Origin of the sequence: uncultured Gilvimarinus sp., assembly GCF_963975215.1 — a bacterium.
Taxonomy (GTDB): Bacteria; Pseudomonadota; Gammaproteobacteria; order Pseudomonadales; family Cellvibrionaceae; genus Gilvimarinus.
In genome coordinates this window covers 132,824-150,029 of the sequence record NZ_CAXBFW010000007.1, presented here as the reverse complement: position 1 = coordinate 150,029, position 17,206 = coordinate 132,824, and the positions used below count along the sequence as shown (strand labels likewise).

General features: G+C 55.3%; 10 protein-coding genes and 2 tRNA genes. 5 read left to right on the top strand and 7 right to left on the bottom strand.

Features of this window, described 5'->3' with window-relative positions; genetic code table 11:
- Positions 1-148: 148 nt before the first annotated feature.
- Both AAC019_RS07340 and AAC019_RS07335 read right to left on the bottom strand, forming a co-directional pair.
- The gene (locus tag AAC019_RS07340; RefSeq protein WP_339897991.1) at positions 149-3,628 is read right to left on the bottom strand and encodes a UvrD-helicase domain-containing protein; all 3,480 of its coding nucleotides are present in this window, start codon (positions 3,626-3,628) and stop codon (positions 149-151) included.
- A complete protein-coding gene (locus AAC019_RS07335) occupies positions 3,625-6,327 on the bottom strand; it encodes a PD-(D/E)XK nuclease family protein (RefSeq protein ID WP_339897990.1) in 2,703 nt (900 codons plus the stop codon). Before AAC019_RS07335 ends, AAC019_RS07340 begins: the two co-directional genes overlap by 4 nt.
- A gap of 193 nt (positions 6,328-6,520) precedes the next feature.
- Between AAC019_RS07335 and AAC019_RS07330 the strand changes: the two genes are divergently transcribed.
- Positions 6,521-9,526, top strand: a complete 3,006-nt coding sequence (locus tag AAC019_RS07330) for an EAL domain-containing protein (protein WP_339897989.1) — start codon at positions 6,521-6,523, stop codon at positions 9,524-9,526.
- A 3-nt stretch (positions 9,527-9,529) separates the two neighbouring features.
- Here AAC019_RS07330 and murI read toward each other — a convergent pair whose 3' ends face one another.
- Both murI and AAC019_RS07320 read right to left on the bottom strand, forming a co-directional pair.
- The gene (gene murI / locus AAC019_RS07325) at positions 9,530-10,378 is read right to left on the bottom strand and encodes a glutamate racemase (protein WP_339897988.1); all 849 of its coding nucleotides are present in this window, start codon (positions 10,376-10,378) and stop codon (positions 9,530-9,532) included.
- Entirely contained in the window at positions 10,371-10,844 is a 474-nt protein-coding gene (locus AAC019_RS07320; RefSeq protein WP_339897987.1) for a hypothetical protein, read from the bottom strand. The genes murI and AAC019_RS07320 overlap by 8 nt, the downstream gene beginning before the upstream one ends.
- Before the next feature lie 227 nt (positions 10,845-11,071).
- Between AAC019_RS07320 and rmuC the strand changes: the two genes are divergently transcribed.
- Both rmuC and AAC019_RS07310 read left to right on the top strand, forming a co-directional pair.
- Positions 11,072-12,583, top strand: coding sequence for a DNA recombination protein RmuC (gene rmuC / locus AAC019_RS07315; protein WP_339897986.1), 1,512 nt, complete (start codon positions 11,072-11,074; stop codon positions 12,581-12,583).
- Positions 12,576-13,043 carry a DUF2489 domain-containing protein gene (locus AAC019_RS07310; RefSeq protein ID WP_339897985.1) on the top strand — a complete coding sequence of 156 codons (468 nt, stop codon included), beginning with the start codon at positions 12,576-12,578 and terminating at the stop codon, positions 13,041-13,043. The genes rmuC and AAC019_RS07310 overlap by 8 nt, the downstream gene beginning before the upstream one ends.
- Here the strand turns inward: AAC019_RS07310 and trmA are convergent.
- The 3 genes from trmA to AAC019_RS07295 are packed head-to-tail and all read right to left on the bottom strand — an operon-like array spanning position 13,040 to position 16,504.
- Positions 13,040-14,137, bottom strand: coding sequence for a tRNA (uridine(54)-C5)-methyltransferase TrmA (gene trmA / locus AAC019_RS07305; protein WP_339897984.1), 1,098 nt, complete (start codon positions 14,135-14,137; stop codon positions 13,040-13,042). The two genes, AAC019_RS07310 and trmA, sit on opposite strands and share 4 nt — an antisense overlap.
- Before the next feature lie 24 nt (positions 14,138-14,161).
- A complete protein-coding gene (locus tag AAC019_RS07300; RefSeq protein WP_339897983.1) occupies positions 14,162-14,947 on the bottom strand; it encodes a hypothetical protein in 786 nt (261 codons plus the stop codon).
- Positions 14,948-15,001: 54 nt separating this feature from the next.
- A complete protein-coding gene (locus tag AAC019_RS07295; protein WP_339897982.1) occupies positions 15,002-16,504 on the bottom strand; it encodes an ATP-binding protein in 1,503 nt (500 codons plus the stop codon).
- 314 nt (positions 16,505-16,818) lie between these two features.
- Here AAC019_RS07295 and AAC019_RS07290 point away from each other — a divergent pair.
- Together AAC019_RS07290 and AAC019_RS07285 are read left to right on the top strand one after the other, a co-directional pair.
- Positions 16,819-16,894: transfer RNA gene (locus tag AAC019_RS07290), tRNA-Val, on the top strand.
- A gap of 33 nt (positions 16,895-16,927) precedes the next feature.
- Positions 16,928-17,004 (top strand) — tRNA-Asp (locus AAC019_RS07285).
- The last annotated feature ends 202 nt before the right edge of the window (positions 17,005-17,206 follow it).

Sequence of the window (17,206 nt, the reverse complement as noted above, 5' to 3'; positions counted from 1 at the left end):
TCCAGTCATTAAATATGTGGTCGTTAATCGGGCTCTTTACACCCGTTTCTGGTTATGAGCGGCTATTGTACTGAAACTTCTCACCTTTTTGGGGCTGTTGCCGATGTTTTTTGTTATTGCAGCCATAGCGAGGCTAAATCCTTTGTTTTTAACGCGTGGGGATTTCTAGCAGTTGATCCTCTTCGGGCAGAAATGGGCAGTAAAGCGCCATCGTTACGGGTAGGGGATCGTGCTCAAACAGGCTCCGGTAGCGCTCCAGCTGCTCGCGATACTCCGCAATCAACTGCTCGGCAAAGCTTTCCGGGCGCTGTGCGTCGGTGGGCTCGGAGCTTTTGTAATCAATAATCCAGCGCCGGCCGTCGGCGACAAAAGTGCGATCAATAATGTGCTGCCGAAAAGCGCCGCCCCGTCCGGTTATGTAACCCGCCTCGCTGGCCGCTTGCGGATGCTGTGCCAGCACCCAGCGGCCCACGGTGCTGCCGAGTGTCGCCCGGATGGCCCGCTGCACCCGGGCGAGTGCATCGTCCACACGATCGTGCCCCACGCCATGCTGCTGTAGTAACAGCCTCCAGCGCGGCGCCTGGGTGCGGCAGTAGTGCTCGGTATCCGCTGGCAGTGGTTGCTGTGTCAAAGCGTCAAATACCATATGGATAACCGTCCCTGTGTGCCTCGCGATCGCCTGGTCGCGCGCCTCCCGGGGGGGGATATTGTCTTCTTCGGTGCGCACACGGCCGCGCAAATGTGCCAGGCGCGGGTTGTCTTGCGCCGGTGGCGCCTGCCAGTTGGCCGACAGGCGACGAATATAGCCGCGGGCGTGAGTCTCTTGCTGGCTCGCCTGAGCTTCATTGTTTACCAGCTCGGTCACACTTTGGGCTGAGCTTGCCACTTGCGGCCAAATCTCTTTCAGCATGCCGCCGGGAGAAGTTTCGGCGAGGCTTTGCTCTTGTTTTTGTGTGGTGCAGCCGAGTAAATACAGCCGCTCGATGGCGCGGGTGCAGCCGACGTAAAGCAGGCGTGTTGCCTCGTAAGAGTCCTGTTGCCGCTGCTCATATTTAAGATGCTGGTAGAGTGCCCCGTGGTCTTCGCCGGCGGGTGCCAGAGGGCCCAGCAGCAGTTGCGGCTCGCCTGCGGCCGATAAACGCTCCCGCCACAGCAACAGTGATTTGCCATCGGACTGGGTCGGGCGATCGAGTCCCGGAATGATCACAGTGTCAAACTCCAGCCCTTTGGATTTGTGCAGCGTCATGATCTGTACCGGTGGCACCGCTTGCGCTTCCGACTCGAGGCTCATGGGGGCGGCATACAGTTGTTTCAGGCCTCGCTCGAGCCCCGCCCAATCCTCAATGGCGCCGCCACAATCAAACTTATCCAGCAGTTTGAAGAAAGCTTGCGCATCCTCGTGGTCGGAGTCGTTTAACAGGGCCGCGGGGCCTCCAAGCTCGAGCCATACTCCCCAAAGCCATTCGCGTAAGCTCAAGCGGCCGGCGCTGTTTAGCGCCTGCTCGATGATATGGGTTAAGCGGTTAAGGGCGTGCTGGCCGTTTGCGCTGAGTAACGCGGCGGCGTCGGGGCTGCGAAGCTGCTGCCAAATAAAGGGCAGCTCCCAGGTATCCCGCGGCCCCGGCGTCGGATCAAGCGCATGAGTCAGAGCGTGTAGATCGTGCAAGTCCAGGCCGCACCAGGGGGTGCGTAAAAGCGCCAACCAGGCAATGCGGTCGTCCGGGCGCAACAGCGCACGGGTGAGGGTGGTTAAGTCGCGTATCACCATGCGGCTTGCGAGTGAGTCGATAGCGTTTGCCTGAAAGGGGATGTCGGCGCGGCTTAACTCGCTGATAATTTGCTGCAAGTGGCTGCGGCCGCGCCCCAATATCGCAATACTGCCTTGTGGGTTGCGCACTTGTGCCTGACGCACCAGCTCTACCGCCGCGCGGGCTTCGTGCAGGCGGGCCGCATCCAAATCGCGCGCGCCCGGGTTTTCCAGCTCTGCCTTGGGCGAGGCTGTGCTTAGGTAAACCTCCACGGCCGGAGCCTCTTGCGGGGGTTTAAAGGCGCAGGAGGGGGTGTAGCTGACCGCGCCCCGGGAAATATCGTCGGACGCCGGAAAGGCGTCCTGAAACACCCGGTTAACCCAGTCTACAACGCCGCCATAAGAGCGAAAATTTACCTCGAGGTCGACAGCATTCAGTGCCACCTGTCCAATGCCCTGCTGCCTAGCTTGCAAAAATAGCCCGACGTTGGCGTTGCGAAAGCCGTAACATGACTGCATGCCGTCGCCGACAATAAACAGGGTGCGGCCATCGTTGCTCTGCCATCCGGCGGTGAGTTTTTCCAGCAATTGCAGTTGCGGTAACGAGGTGTCCTGAAACTCGTCCACCAAAATATGTTTGATTTGGTAGTCGAGTTTAAGCGCTAAGTCCGACGGATCGTCACTGTCGCCCAGCGCCTGCAATGCCGCCAGTGTCACTTGGGTGAAGTCGGTGGCTCCCAGCTCGGCAAAGCTAAGCCACAGCTGCGCCGCCAACTGCGGCAGCAGGCGCGTTAGGCAGGCCAGCAGCTGCCACTCGGCCTCACTGTAGCGCGCCGGTGGCAGCGTTCGCAGTTCATTGACAAGCTGTAAGGCATCCGGGGCGAGGGTGAGCTGCGCTATCAACTCCTGATATCGATCCTTGAGTGGTTTGCCGGCTTTGCCGCTGGCAAAGCCCTGTGCGACTGTGACACTTTTACGCCACTCGCCTTTGCCTGTTAGCAAAAAATCCGCGATTAACAGCCATTGCGATAGCGCCGCCGAATCGGCCTCGGGCAGGCTGGTTATTCCCTGCAGTTGCGTCAGTGGGTTGTCCGGTTTGTGCTCGGCCAGGTAAGTGGCGCTGGCGTCTATTAACAGGCAAAGCTCGCTGGCGACAGGCTGTAGGATCCGCGTTAGACGCGCAAGGTGCTCGCTGGCCACTTGTGCAAGCGTCGCCTCGAGAAAACGACGCGCCTCGGCACTGGACGCTAAAAAGACCGGCCCTAGCCACTGTTCGCGCTTTTGCAGCAGGGCGACGAACAACGCCTGTAACCCCGTTAAATTATTGTCGAGGTGGCGGCACAGGTGTATTAAATCGTCGCGGTAGTCACAGTCGCGCTCAATTGACTGGATAAAAGTCTGCGCCGCATCACGGTAAGCGGCTTCGGCGTCGTCCAGAGTCGGAGGAATGGCCCCCAACTCACTGTCAAACGGCAACTGCGAAGCGATCGAGCGGCACAGGCCGTCGATGGTTTGCACCCGCAAACGGTTGGGGTTATGCAGCAGGCGCCAGTTAAGTTGCTGGTCGCGCTGGATCACCGCCCGGGCGCTATGCCACAGGGCGAGTTCATGCTCGCTGCCGGGCGGCTCGTCATCACAGGCCCGCTCAAGTGCTGCCAGTAAACGCTCTTGCATTTCACTCGCCGCCTTATTGGTAAAGGTAATGGCAAGCACTTCCTCAGGGGCGTCAACGGTGAGCAGCAGTTTAAGGATGCGGTGGGTCAGCAGGCCGGTTTTACCAGAGCCGGCCGGCGCCGCCACGGCAAACGATTGCGCGGGCTCGAGCGCCAGGGCGCGCACACCGGCGTCACGGGGCTGGGTGGATGCGATTGGGTCGTTCATTGGCCACCCTCCTGTTGTCTCAGCCATTGGCTTAGCTCGGTCTGTTCATCGGCACGGGTTAAACCTTCAAACTCGGCGTCGAATAAACGCGCCTGGTTACCTTGATAATCGACCGTGGCCCAGCCTTCGCGAAACTCACAGGCAAGCTCTGCCAGCCGCTGGCGCCAGTCTTCCAGTTGTTGTTGCCATTGCTCCTCGGGAATGTCTTTGATACCCGTAATCGCGGTACCTGTGCCGAGCCCGGCAAAACACTGATCGCTGGCGTTGATTTGGGCAAAGGCGATGGCCTGCGCTCCATCGTCGGCCAGGGTGCAGGCGTATAGGGGCAGTTGGGGTTCGGTAAAACTGTCGGTACGCCAGCTGGAAGGTTTAACCTGACCGGTTTTGTAGTCGATGATTAGCGGCTGGCCACTCGCCAGCCTATCGATGCGGTCGACCCGGACCGTTAGCTCTAAACCTTCAAACTTCAGTGTGTGACCGGACTCGATAGACTGCACCGAAAAGGGCTCGCGCTCGCGCTCGAGTGCTAACCAAAGACTAATCAGCTGTTGTAAGCGTTCAATCTCCAGTTGGCGGAAGGTGGCCCCGATTTCAGCGCCGCGGCTGCGGCCGGTATTGTTTACCGCTTCATTGCAAGCGTCGCCAATAAGTGCCTCGAGGGCCAAAGGGGCTAGCTGGTGCAAGGTGTCGGCGTTATCGAGCTTTTGCCAGATAAAAGCCAGCGCTTCGTGTAGCACGTTGCCACGCTCGATGGCCGAGAACCCCAGTGTCGGGTCATCGGTACCAGTAGCGCCTAAGCGGTAGCGCGCAAAGGCAATGAAAGGGCAGGCCGCCTGAGCTTTAAAGAGGCCGGCACCGCCGCGCACCTCGGGGTTAGTTAAGCTCGGGCCATACCGGCAATCGACCGCTTCGAGTGATGCCGAGTTTGCCAACTGCCGGTAATAACGAATGCTTGGCGACTCACCGGCAATGTTCAGTTCTTGAAGTGAGCTGAGCGGCAAAGAGGCAATTAAACTACTGGGATTAAACGGTTGATCATCCTGGTGTGATGCGTGGCTAAACACCACCTGTTGCGCGCAGTGTTTAAAGTTCTCGGTCAGGCGCTCGGCGTAGATGAGCTCGCGCTCGGCACTGGAATTTGGCATTTGCCACTCACGCTGAAGCGCTATGGGTAAAAGCGGGTTAGGTGATGGTGCCGGCGGCCAGGCGCGATGATTCATGCCGAGTACCCAGCAGTGACTAAAGTTCAGGCCCGAGGCTTCAAGCGCGCCCAAAATCTGGATAGGAGAGTCGGGCGTCTGTGCCTGAAAGTGAGTTTTATCGGCGCTGCGGCGCAGCAGGTCAGTGACTTCGTACAAGGTAAAGGTTGGCTGTATCTGGGTGAGGCTCGCCAGCTCCTGTTGCAGCCCGTACCACTGTTTAATCTGTTGATACTCTATGCTGTCGAGTGCTCGGGTGCCAGGCCAGCCGAGTTGTTCTAAGTGAACCATAACCCGTTCCAGCCAGTGGTTAAGGCTGTGTTTTTGCTGGCGGTCACGCTCAAGCTCGCTGGCGATTTGCAGCCGGCGCGATAGCTCGGACTCCAGTTCAGGGTGTTGCTGGGTAAGCCCCTCAAGCACATAGCGGAGATTGGCCACGGTGAGTTTTTGCCGACCGCTACGGCGGATCTTTTTGCTCGCGGCGGCGCGCAGTAAACGCTCTGGTGCGGCGTCGCCCCAAAAGCGATTGTTGAGCAAACGGCACACTCGCTCAACGGGCTGCGCCTGCAGGGTAAAGGCAAGCCAGTCGAGCGCGGTACGAATCACCACAGCTGCCCCCAAGGGCGTACCGCTGGAAAAATTAAAGGGCGCTACGGTGCGCTCTTTACCGGGTTGGCAAGCTAAAGGTTCAAAAACCTCCTTAAATATCCGCTCGACGCTCTGGCGCTGCTGGCCAAGCTCGGGCACGACGATACCGATCACCGCTGCTGGATCACTGGCGAGTATGGTGTCGGCCCAGTGGGCCGCCGCGCGCAATTCACTGTCATGATCACTAAGGGCGATTCGCACTGGGTGGCTGTGAGCGTGTTGCTGTGTGGCCACGCGCGTCGCGCTTGGTAGGGCCGCGCTGAGGAGCGACTCGGCCAGCGGCGAAATATCGTCAAAGCCATAGAGTAGGGCGTTGTTCTCGGTGGGTAGCTCGTTAGCGGTAAACGCCTGGCGCAGTAGCTCCTGGGCGTGTTCTTCACTGACTAATTGGTTGCGCTGCAGTGCCGCGCGGTATTCACCAAGCCAGGCTCTGTAGGTCTCACCGTTTGGGTGATGGGCGCAAGCCGCGGCAAGCTCGGCTTCGGGGCAGCGCCAGGCGTCCAGGTTTTTACGCGCCGCTTCGGCGGTACTTGCAAGTTCGCGCTGGCGCAGCAGGCGACTGGCGCTGCTGCTCTCGATAACTTGCTCCCACAGAGCAAGGCTTTGCCAGTTGTTGGCTATGGTGCCGGTTATCTCTGTATGCCCGCCCAATAACAGGGCTTGCCACTGCTGCTCGATCCATTGGCGCAGGCTAAAAATCCGCGGCTGGCGCCAGCTGGATTTTTCAGTTTGCTGAAATTCGTGGTAGGCGCGTAAAATTTGGTTGCGTTGACGGTTGTTGGCAGTGAGCAACAGGGTGTTGTGCTCGAGTGCATCGCACAGCGGTTCTATGGTAAACAGCACGGCCGCCATAATATCTCCTTGGGCTCGGGCAGGCAGGGGCAGCCGCAGTTTACGTCGTCGCCTGTGGCCTCGGCAAGCGCGGTTGATTGGGCATTTGTATTAAGCGTGAATCGTGTAGAATGATTCATCTGACGCCAATTGTCATATGAACACGCCAAGCCGTTGCCACACGAGCTTGAAATTGCTTTTTTTAGGGGGTCTATTGAAGCCTGTTGTCCGCTCATTAAACGCAAAGCTATTGCTGATTGTTATCGGCTTTGTGGTGCTCAGCGGTGTTATAGGCGCGATCCGTGTGGGCTTTGGCGAAACTCAGCGAATTCAGGCCCTCTATGACAATCGCCTGCAGGCGCTGTCGACACGCTATAACAGCTACCTTGAGAACGAGCTAGGCAATCGCCAGCAAGCGTTACAATCGGTGCGTCAGATTCTTATTAGCGACCTCACACAAGGTGCGGCAAGTGAGGTGAATGTTGCTCAGCATCGTGACGCCGATGGCGCCTACCGTTTGTACTCTGAGCACTCGGCGGTATTTGTACACCGCGATACCCCGATTGACCCGACGCTAAACCAGCAGGTGGCGGCCAGCGGCAAAACCTGGGACTACATCACACCGGTGTTATCCCATGAGTTTAGTGGTTTGTATTTTATTAGCTCGCAGCGTGTATCCCGGGCCTGGCCTGCCACCATAGTCCGCCATCATCGCCCCGATCACGACGTCACCCAAGAGGTGTTTTTTAGCGCGGCTGCCCCGACCAACAACCCCAACCGGGAAGCTCGCTGGACCCCTATTTATTTTGACAGCTACAGTAAGGTTTGGATGACGTCGCTGGTTTTGCCTGTCTACATTGACGATAAGTTTGTAGGCGTTGTGGGTGGCGATATCAATGTAACCTACCTGCTCGATAAACTCGAAGATCTGGATGCCGATAAAAACCAGATTCAGGCGTTTATTTTTAACCGCGAGGGTCAGCTAGTCCTTCACAGTCAATCTTTGCCTCGGCGTCATGATAAAGACGCCAGTTACCCGCTGCTTGAAACCCACCTGAAGGACGATGCCGCGCTAGCGAATTATATGCAGCAAATTGCCCGGGGTGATTTAGCGCTGGGCAATATTTATCGCCAAGAGTCCGCCAGCGGTACCTTGCATATTGTCGCCAACCGCCTCACCCGAATGGACTGGATCATTAGCTTTTACTACCCACAATCGGTGATCAGCAATAGTTTTCGCGAGTCGATGATGGCGGTTTATGTCAACATTTTAATGTTGGCGGTGTTTTTGTTTGTGGTGTTGTTTTTTAGCATTCGCCGTATTGTTATTTACCGTATTCGGGCTTTGGCCGATGCCACCGAAAAAATCGACCGCGATCGCTGGTACTTAAGCGTGCCTGAGGTGGGGCAGGATGAGATTGGGCGGCTCGGCAAAAGCATTAACAATATGCTCGATCAAATACGCCATTTGGTGCGTGGCTTAGACGATAAAATTTTGCTATTGGACAAGGCGGGTGCCGAGTCGCGCAAACTGATGAGCGCTATCGAAAACAGCGTGAGTTTAGTGGCCATTTTAAATCGAGACTGGCAGTTGGATTATGCCAATACCCAGTATTGGCAGGTGACCGGTTTTAACCTTGATGACAAGTGCGAGCGCTACAAGGCACTGCTTTTACCCGAGCATAACTCGCAACAGATTTCTATTGAGGATATAAAAGCTGAAATTTTATCCGGCAAGCCGCGTCTCGAAGGAGAGGACACGGGACAGTGGCAAGCCGAGTATTTAGCCGTTACCGGCCGCGGTGAGCGCTTTTGGATTATGCAAACCATTACGGCCATTATGGGGCAAGACTTAAAGCCAGAGTTTTATGTCTGTGTTGGGCAAGACATTACGGATCTCAAAGAAAAGCAACAAGAAGTTGAAAAGCTCGCCTACTATGATCACCTGACCGGGCTGGCAAATCGCACCGAATTTAAAAGCCTGTTGGGTAGCGCCTTGCTTCGCAGTCAGCGCGCCAACACTAAAGTGGCGCTGTTTTACCTCGACCTGGATCATTTTAAACGTATCAACGACACTTTTGGGCACGAGGCCGGCGATCAGTTATTAACCGAGGTGGCGCGCCGTTTAACCCGTGAGTTGCGCGATGATGATGTGGTGGCCAGGCTCGGGGGCGATGAGTTTGCAGTGCTGCTCGATCAGGTCGAAAGTCCCCAGTACGCTTATGTGGTTGCCAATAAAATCATTAATGCATTAAACCGGCCCATCGAACTGCAGGGTAAAGAGGTGGTTGCCGGCGTTAGCATTGGTATTACCATGGCGCCAGATGACAGCAGTCATATTGACACTTTGATGAAAAACGCCGATTTGGCGATGTATCAGGCGAAAGACAAAGGGCGCAATGCGTTTCAGTTTTACACCTCCGATATGAACCTGGCCGTGGAGCAGCGCTTAACCGTAGAGCGTGAGCTACGGGCCGGCCTAAAAAGTGGCCAGTTTGAGCTTTACTATCAGCCGGTTATTGATTTGAGTACCGGTAAAATGGTCGCCGCCGAGGCGTTGGTGCGCTGGAATCACCCCACCCGGGGGCTGGTGCTTCCCGGGGAGTTTATTCCTGCGGCTGAAGAGTCCGGCTTAATCGTACCGCTCGGTAAGTGGGTGCTAAAAACAGCGTGTTATCAAGCGCGGCTTATACAAAAATCGATGCAGCGCAAATTTAGTATGTCGGTTAATTTGTCGGCCAGGCAGCTTAATGATCCGGGTTTTTTGGCCAATCTAGACCGGGTTTTAGAGGTAACCTCACTCCCGCCCGAGAGCTTGGTGCTTGAGGTCACCGAGAGCACCCTGATGGAGGATTCGGAAAACGTTATTCCGCGTCTGGAAAAGCTTCGTCTTAAAGGCTGTTCGCTCGCCATTGATGATTTTGGTACCGGCTATTCGTCGTTAAGTTATCTTAAGCGGTTACCCATTAATAGCCTTAAAGTCGATCGCAGTTTTGTTAAAGACTTGCCGGATGATGAAGAGGATAGGGCTATTACCTCGCTGATTGTCGCGATGGCTAATTCACTGCGCTACAAAGTGGTGGTCGAGGGCGTCGAGACCGACCAGCAACATCGCTTTTTAACCGAATGCGGTTGTCATTTTGGGCAGGGCTTTTTGTACAGCCGGCCCGTGCCGGCCGATCACTTAATGGCCCTGCTTTTTGATGACGCTAACGCTTAAGCCCTAGGGTGTCGGGATATGCAGCAGTCTGATTTCGTCAAAGCCAAACAGCGCGAGCGTGTCCGATAGTGACTCAGTGCTACTGTCGGCTCTGGTAAACCAGGCATAGGTGGGCTGTGTTGGCAGGCTCGCCAGCGGTTGAATTCGCTCGGTCCAATACGCAATTCTGCGGGCGATAGCCAGGCCGGAATCCACCAGTTGCACCCGGGGGCTCAAGGCTTGCGCTATTTCGTCCGCCAGTAACGGAAAGTGGGTGCAGGCAAGCACTAAGGTATCCAGTCGCGCTGGTGTTGGGTTGCTGCTGCTAAGCGTTATAAGCGGCGCCAGTATGGGCTGCAACTGCTCAGGGCTAATATATTCCTGGCGCAGTTTGCGCTCGGCAAGTTCGACCAGCGCCGACGAGCCAACACTTACCACATGGCAATCACTGGCAAATTCCTCAATCAGGCGCTTGGTGTAGCTGCGCTTAACCGTACCGGGCGTTGCCAGCAAGCCAATATATTTATTGCGGCTGAGTTCGGCGGCCGGCTTAATGGCGGGCACAACCCCCACCACCGGGCGGGTAAAGTGTCGCCGTAGTCGCGGCAGGGCCAGGGTGCTGGCGGTGTTGCACGCGATCACATAAACGTCGACATCATCCACCTCGGCGGCAAACGACTCGAGCACCCGACAGGCGCGATCAATGACGTGATGGGCAGGCTTGTTGCCGTAGGGAAAGCCGCCGTTGTCAGATAGGTAACTAAACCGGCCGTGGGGCAGTTGTTGCCGGGCCGCCTGTAAAATGCTTAGCCCCCCCACACCGGAATCAAAAATGACAATGTGAGGCGCGGCCGTTGGCGGCGTATCAATCATGTGGCAAAAGGTCTTCGATGGCCTGGCGATAGCGTGGTAACTCGTTGTCAAACAGTGAGCCGGCCTGGCATTGATAGGCGTGGTAGAGGCACTTGCGCGCTTCGGCGTGGCGTCCTAGCTCCCATAGGCATTGCCCAAGACGCAACTGCACAAAAGGGCTTTGCTCGGCGGTGGGGCAGCACAGGGCCGACTGCAAAGACTCGGCGCCCGGTTCATATTGCCCGAGCCGAAAGTAGCCATCGCCAATGGCGGTTAGTACCCAACCGGCCTCCGGGTATTGCGTTTGTGGTTTGGGGATTATCAACCAAGCTTGGTAGAATGAGCGCAGTGCGAGGCGATATTCACCACTGTCGTACAGCCGGTAGCCATCGGCGCACAGGCGTCGCACTTGACGGCTGAGGCCGCTGGCCTCAGGCGAACGGCCGGAGCTGCCGGTACTGGGTCTGTCGTCTGCTGAACGGCTCATGTGCTAATGCTTACCTGCGTCCTGGCGATCTGAGTATGATAAATTGCCGCCATGCGTTATCTCTGCCGTGCTTAAATAATGTTCGGCCAGAGCGCGGGGCAACCTATAGGTTGTTGATAGTATAGCGATATTCTCCCTTCCGGGTGAAGAGGGCGAATACCGTTGCCGACCACTCAAACTCAGTAATGGCCACCGGGTCATATATCTCAAGGCGAGAATTAAATTCAATGATGTCTGAATTCTTCGCCAGCGCTCAGCCGCTGGTTCCCGCACTGGTCGCTTTCGTTACGGTTTGTGTCACGCTGTTGATTGCTTATGTGGCTGTTAAAAGACCACTTGCGAGGCAGTTGCGCGCGCTTGAATCGCAAAACGCCGGGTTACAACACGCCATGGCGCTGGCTGAGAGCGAATGGGGTCATAAAGTTCACAGCTGCGAACGTGAATTAGCCGCCAAAGAGCAAGAGCTGACCCAGTGGCGCGAGCGCGGCCAACAGCTAGAGCAAACGCGCCACCAGGCGCTGGAGCAAGCGGCCCGATTGCAAGAGCGCCTCAGCCATTTTGAGCAACTTAACCGGCGCGTTAGTGAGCAAGAAGCCCGGATTATTGAGCTGAGTCAGGAGCGCACTCAATTGCAAACTCAACTGGCCTCAGAGCGTGAATCGCTGGAGCAGCAGAGCCGGTTTCTGGAGCGCACTAAAGCGGAGCTAAAACAAGAGTTTGAGCTCACGGCAAATAAATTGTTTGAACGTAAAAGCGAGCAGTTTAGCGCCGCTAGCCAAGGCATGTTAGAGGGCACGTTAAGTCCTTTTAAAACCCAGCTGCAAGAGTTTCGTAAAAAGGTTGAGGACGTTTACGAAAAAGAAAACGCCGAGCGAAGCCGTTTGTCCGGGCAGATTTTCGAGCTGCAGAAGCAGGCGCATAAAATTGGCGAAGACGCGGTGAATTTAGCCCGGGCTTTAAAGGGCAGTAATAAAGCTCAGGGCGGCTGGGGCGAGATAGTTCTGGAGCGCTTGCTCGAGCAATCCGGGCTGCAAAAAGGGCGCGAATACGACACACAGGTAAACTTGTCGGCGGGAGACGGAAGCCGCCGGATGCCGGATGTTGTGGTGCACTTGCCTGAGGGCAAAGATATTGTCATTGATGCGAAAGTCTCGTTAACGGATTACGAGCGCTACTGTAGCAGTGATGATGAGGCTGAAAAGCAGTTGCATCTAAATAAGCACATTCAATCGTTGCGCGCTCACATTAAAGGTCTAAGCGCAAAAGATTACGAGCGTTTGCCCGGTATTAAAGCGCTCGATTTTGTTTTTATTTTTATTCCGATTGAAGCGGCCTTTATGCTTGCCATGCAGTATGACGGTAATTTGTATAAAGAAGCTTACGATCGTCATATTATTCTTGCCAGCCCATCGACGCTGCTGGCGATACTGCGCACGGTTGATAACGTATGGCGTTACGAGAAACAAAATAAAAACGCGGAGCGAATCGCCACAGAGGCGGGCTCGCTGCACGATCAGTTTGTATTGTTGCTCGAGGCGTTGGAGTCAATCGGCGCTCAGCTAAATAAAACGCAAGATGCTTACCAAACCGCCCATAAACGTCTCGCAACCGGGCGCGGCAATCTGCTAAAGCGGGTTGATAATATTCGCAAATTGGGTGCCAAAACCAAAAAAAACATCGACTCGCCACTGCTTGAGCTGGCCGATGATGATTCGCAAACAGGGGATGAAAATGAGTAGCTCGGTTACAACGATTTTGCTGATATTGGCTGTGGTTATTATCGCGGTGCTGTGTGCCGTGGCAGGCTACTATTTATGGCAGTTGCGCCTCTTGCGCCAGAGGCAAAAAGCACAGCTCGATAAGTTGACGGCAGACTCTAAGGCTCAGCGCGAGCGAGTTAATACCAGTATTCAGGTCATTGCCGCATCCGTAGGGCGCGACGATTTAACCCTAACCGAGGCCAGTATCCGTATCTCAGTGTTGCTCGATTCGCTGGGCGTTAGCGACGAGGTGCGCGACGAGTATTCGGCGTTTTATCAGTTGCGCGACGCTACCGCGCATATCCCGATTTTGGCGCAGTGGAACAAACTGCCGCTGGCCGAGCGGCGTAAATTTGAGAAAGAGCGTTTAAAGCACGAACAAACCTACAGTGCGTTTGTGCTTGCCGCCGCCGAGCGAATTCGCGGACAGGCATTTTAAGCCTGGCTGCGCTTTTTAAGTATCGCGCCGCACTCAATATGGTGTGTAAACGGAAACTGATCAAACAGCGCAAATGCCGCCACATCATGAGTGTGGGTGATCGTCTGTAAATCACGATGCAAGGTCTCTGGGTTGCAAGAGATGTAGATGATGGTCTGGTAGCCCTGAGTAATAGCTGTGGTGTGAGGGTCGAGCCCGGCCCGTGGTGGGTCGACAAAAATGGTGCTGAAGTTAAAACTGTCTAAATCGATATCTTTTAAGCGGCGAAAACTGCGCTGTTTGTCGAGCGCGGCCGAAAACTCCTCGCTGGACATTCGGGCGATATCAATGTTGTCGACTTTGTTTAATGCCATATTGTAACGGGCAGAGTGGACCGAAGATTTTGCCAGTTCAGTGGCCATCACCCGATTGAAATTAGCCGCCAGGGGGATAGTGAAGTTGCCGTTGCCACAATACAGCTCGACTAAGTCACCCGTGCAAGGTGTCGTATGCTGCACTGCCCAGCCCAGCATTTTTTCGCACACCCGCGCATTGGGTTGGGTAAAGCTGCTTTCGATTTGTTGGTAGTGGTACGGGCGGCCGTTTACCTCAAGGGTCTCTGTGACAAAATCCTGCCCCAGCACTAATTTTTGTTTGCGGCTGCGGCCGATCATAAAAACCCCAAGCCGCGCGCGTAATGCTTCAGCCTCGGCCTGCCATGTGTCATCGAGTTTTTTGTGGTATATCAGGGTGATTAATGTTTCGCCCTTGAGCGTCGTTAAAAACTCAACCTGAAACAGTTTGCGCCGCAACAGCTCGTTGCTATTAATCTCGTCAAGCAGCAGCGGCATTAGTCGGCGAATATTGTCGTGCGCCTGGGGAAACTCGGTAATGCGGTAAGGTGTTTTGTATTCACCCTGACGGTACATGGCGTAGTACGACTCATCGCCTTCGTGCCAAATTTTAAACTCCGCGCGCATGCGAAACCCTGTGGCAGGTGAGCTAAAAACCTCTGGAGCCGGAATGTTGCAGGCGGCAAACAGGGTTTTAATATGCTGAGTTTTATCGAGCAGTTGTTGTTGATAGTTTTCTGGGCTAAAGCGTGGGTCGGTCATGCGCAGTCTCAAGCTGACCGAGCGCTATTGGCGCTCGGGTAGTTCGTTGGGTGCGGCCTCACAGGCTCCCCAGTCACATTGCACTAAGTTCTGGGGCGTGCCAGCGCAATACACTGCGTAGCGCTCTGTGGGCCAGTTGTTTTCCAGCGTGATTATACGCGATTGCTGCGGGCATTGTGCCTTGGCAGATTCGGTTAGCGAGATATAGCTACGGCCGGGCTTGGGCCAGTGAGTCCAGCGGGTCAAAATATCGGCCGCGCTGGTCTCGCTGTCCGGGGCAGACTCGGCTCGTTCGCCCAAAGCCTGTAGTGTCGCTAAGTCAAACTGCGCGGCGTAACTTTGAGTTTCTAGCTGGCTAAGCTCGCGCTCGCAGACGGTTTTTTGCCCGTTGGGGCTGCGACCGGCAAGGTTCAGGCGCTCATCGGCGCTGAGCGATAAGTCGTGCACCCGGGCGATGGCCGCCAGCGAGTAGGGCATGGCATCAATAATAATCTGATCATTTCGCTGGCTGTTTAACAGGCGCTCGGCATCGATAATCAGATTTTGGTTGTTAAATTGCCATGTCTCCCGGGCGGCGCTGGCATAAGCACCGGTGGGCCCTCCCAGCGCGCCACAGCGGTTCATCACGATCATATCAGCCACGGCAGCCGCCTCAATGTCGTGAGCCAGCTGTTTTACTTCGGCGTCAGTGGGCGGGATAACCTCGGTGGTTTGGCAGGCGGTTAACCCCAAAACGAGAAGTAAGGGGCTAACTAAAGCTGTGCTAGCAAGACGCTTGCCCCGCATTGCGATTGAAAGGGGAGTGTTCATAGGCAAAATTTCTCTTTTATCTAGGCTTTAGCCACGCCGGATGACTGCAATGGGTTAGTGCAAGCTCGGCGGGCCCGGCGAATTTTTATCGGCGGCGACTTTCGGCAGCTTGATGGTAAAGCGGGTCCCCTCGCCGGGAACCGAGTCTACATCGATGCTGCCGCCATGATGCTCGGTAACAATAAAGTAGGATACCGAAAGCCCCAGCCCGGTACCTTGACCGATTTCTTTAGTTGTGAAAAAAGGCTCAAAAATATGTCGTGAAACCTCATCTGCCATGCCCGCGCCATTGTCATCGACGGTGACTATCGCGTGTTTATCCGTTTGGCTGACTTTAACGCAAATAACTGGCGGCCCGTTACTGTGCTCACCGAGCGCTTGCGCGGCATTGCGGATTAAGTTTAACAAGACCTGTTGAATTTCTGCCGCGCTGCCATAAATTTGCGGCAGTAAGGGGTCAATATCCAACTCTATGGCGGGTAAGTTGGCGCGCTCGGCGGCCAGCAGCTCTATACCGTGTCGCACAACGTGCCCTAAATCGAACGGCCGTTGAGTTTGCGAGCTGGTGCGAGAAAAATCCAGCATGTTGGTAACGATATCCGCAGAGCGCTCACCTGCCTCGCGGATATCCTCCAAAAACTGGCTTATATGACGGTCATCCAAATACCCGATAACCTGATCTAAGGTGAGGTCGTGTCGCTCTGCCGCTGTCTGGTTGGCGGCCAGTGTCGGTGATATGCGGCGATAGATATTTTGCACACCGTGCAGAATAGTACTTAGCGGGTTGTTGATCTCGTGCGCCATGCCCGCCGCGAGCTCACCCAGTGAGAGCATTTTTTCGTTCTGGATCATCATGTTCTCGACCCGCACCCTAAGGGTTACATCGTCGATGCGGATCACCGCGCCTATCGCCTGAGCGGCAATGAGCGGGTAGATAGTTAAATCGCTGTAGTGCAGCTCACCGGCATAAGTTTCCTGAATATTTTGGCTTAAGTAGGGATCTCCCGCCTCAATGGTTTCACTGATGATGTCGCCGTCAACGGGTAAGCTCGGGTACACATCGCGCAGGTGCTCACCCAGTGCAGATGCCGAGCCGATACCGGTTTTCTCTTCGGCGGCGGCGTTCCAGTGGGTGACAAAGCCTTTGTGGGTGACGCCAATAATCACGGAAGGCATGGAGTTAATAATGCTGTGTAGGTACTCCTGAGTCTCGCGCAGCAGCAGCTCGGTGGCTTCATGACGGCCAATCTCCTCATAGAGTTGATCGTTAGTCAGGTGCAGTGACTCGGTGCGGTCGCGCACTTTGGCTTCTAACTCTTTTTGGGACTGATACAGCGCGTGACGGGCGTGCTTATTGTTGAGTCGGCTGCGCTGTAAACCAATAATCAAGGCCGACTGCAGCCCCAAGAGAATAATGATGATAATCAGCAGCCAGTTTTTTTCCGATAACGGCGCCGCCGCCAGTGCCTGGCTGGGCCAGCTAAGGCAAAACAGTAAAGTTACTCCCGCCGGCAGATGACGCAGGGCGGGGTGGTGCTGGTAGCGGGCTGGTGTCATGCCGGGATAAATCCAATACATAAAAGTGTGGCCAAAAGTCTAGCACCAACAGCCTTGCACCAACAGCGTCACCAGGCAGGCTATACCCCCCGCCATTGGCTGGCGAGCTGAAATTCTATTGGTGTTTTTATGCGGGCACCTCAATTTAGGTTACAGCCCGATGCCCACTTGGCTCAAAAACCTTGGCCAAGGCTTGTGCAAACTGCACAAAGATCGAAAAAAGTGTATGCAAAATAGACACTTAGAAAAGAATTTTGAAAAATAGTTTGACACCAATCGCGGATCCAGTAGAATGCGCAGCTTCTGAACGACGCGGGTGGTTAGCTCAGCTGGGAGAGCATCGCCCTTACAAGGCGAGGGTCACAGGTTCGATCCCTGTACCACCCACCATTTAAGTAAGCGTTCAAACCGGGTTAGTTTTGCGGACCGGTAGTTCAGTTGGTTAGAATGCCGGCCTGTCACGCCGGAGGTCGCGGGTTCGAGTCCCGTCCGGTCCGCCACTATTTAAAGAAGCTCCTCACCTGAGGGGCTTTTTTTATGTCTGCAACATTGGGCCATTTAGGTGGACAGGACGATGAACCCGCGAAGCGGTGTTCGACAAATTGGCACGACTGCATGGATGCAGGAGGTAGAGCAATGCAGGAGCAATTTCCGAGGATAGCCAATTTGAGCTGCCCGTAGGGTAAGGGCCAAGGATGGCCC

Coding starts and splice junctions, on each gene's coding strand:
- AAC019_RS07340 (WP_339897991.1), bottom strand. CDS start 3,628: ATGAACGACCCAATCGCATCCACCCAGCCCCGTGACGCCGGTGTGCGC.
- AAC019_RS07335 (WP_339897990.1), bottom strand. CDS start 6,327: ATGGCGGCCGTGCTGTTTACCATAGAACCGCTGTGCGATGCACTCGAG.
- murI (WP_339897988.1), bottom strand. CDS start 10,378: ATGATTGATACGCCGCCAACGGCCGCGCCTCACATTGTCATTTTTGAT.
- AAC019_RS07320 (WP_339897987.1), bottom strand. CDS start 10,844: ATGAGCCGTTCAGCAGACGACAGACCCAGTACCGGCAGCTCCGGCCGT.
- rmuC (WP_339897986.1), top strand. CDS start 11,072: ATGATGTCTGAATTCTTCGCCAGCGCTCAGCCGCTGGTTCCCGCACTG.
- AAC019_RS07310 (WP_339897985.1), top strand. CDS start 12,576: ATGAGTAGCTCGGTTACAACGATTTTGCTGATATTGGCTGTGGTTATT.
- trmA (WP_339897984.1), bottom strand. CDS start 14,137: ATGACCGACCCACGCTTTAGCCCAGAAAACTATCAACAACAACTGCTC.
- AAC019_RS07300 (WP_339897983.1), bottom strand. CDS start 14,947: ATGAACACTCCCCTTTCAATCGCAATGCGGGGCAAGCGTCTTGCTAGC.
- AAC019_RS07295 (WP_339897982.1), bottom strand. CDS start 16,504: ATGACACCAGCCCGCTACCAGCACCACCCCGCCCTGCGTCATCTGCCG.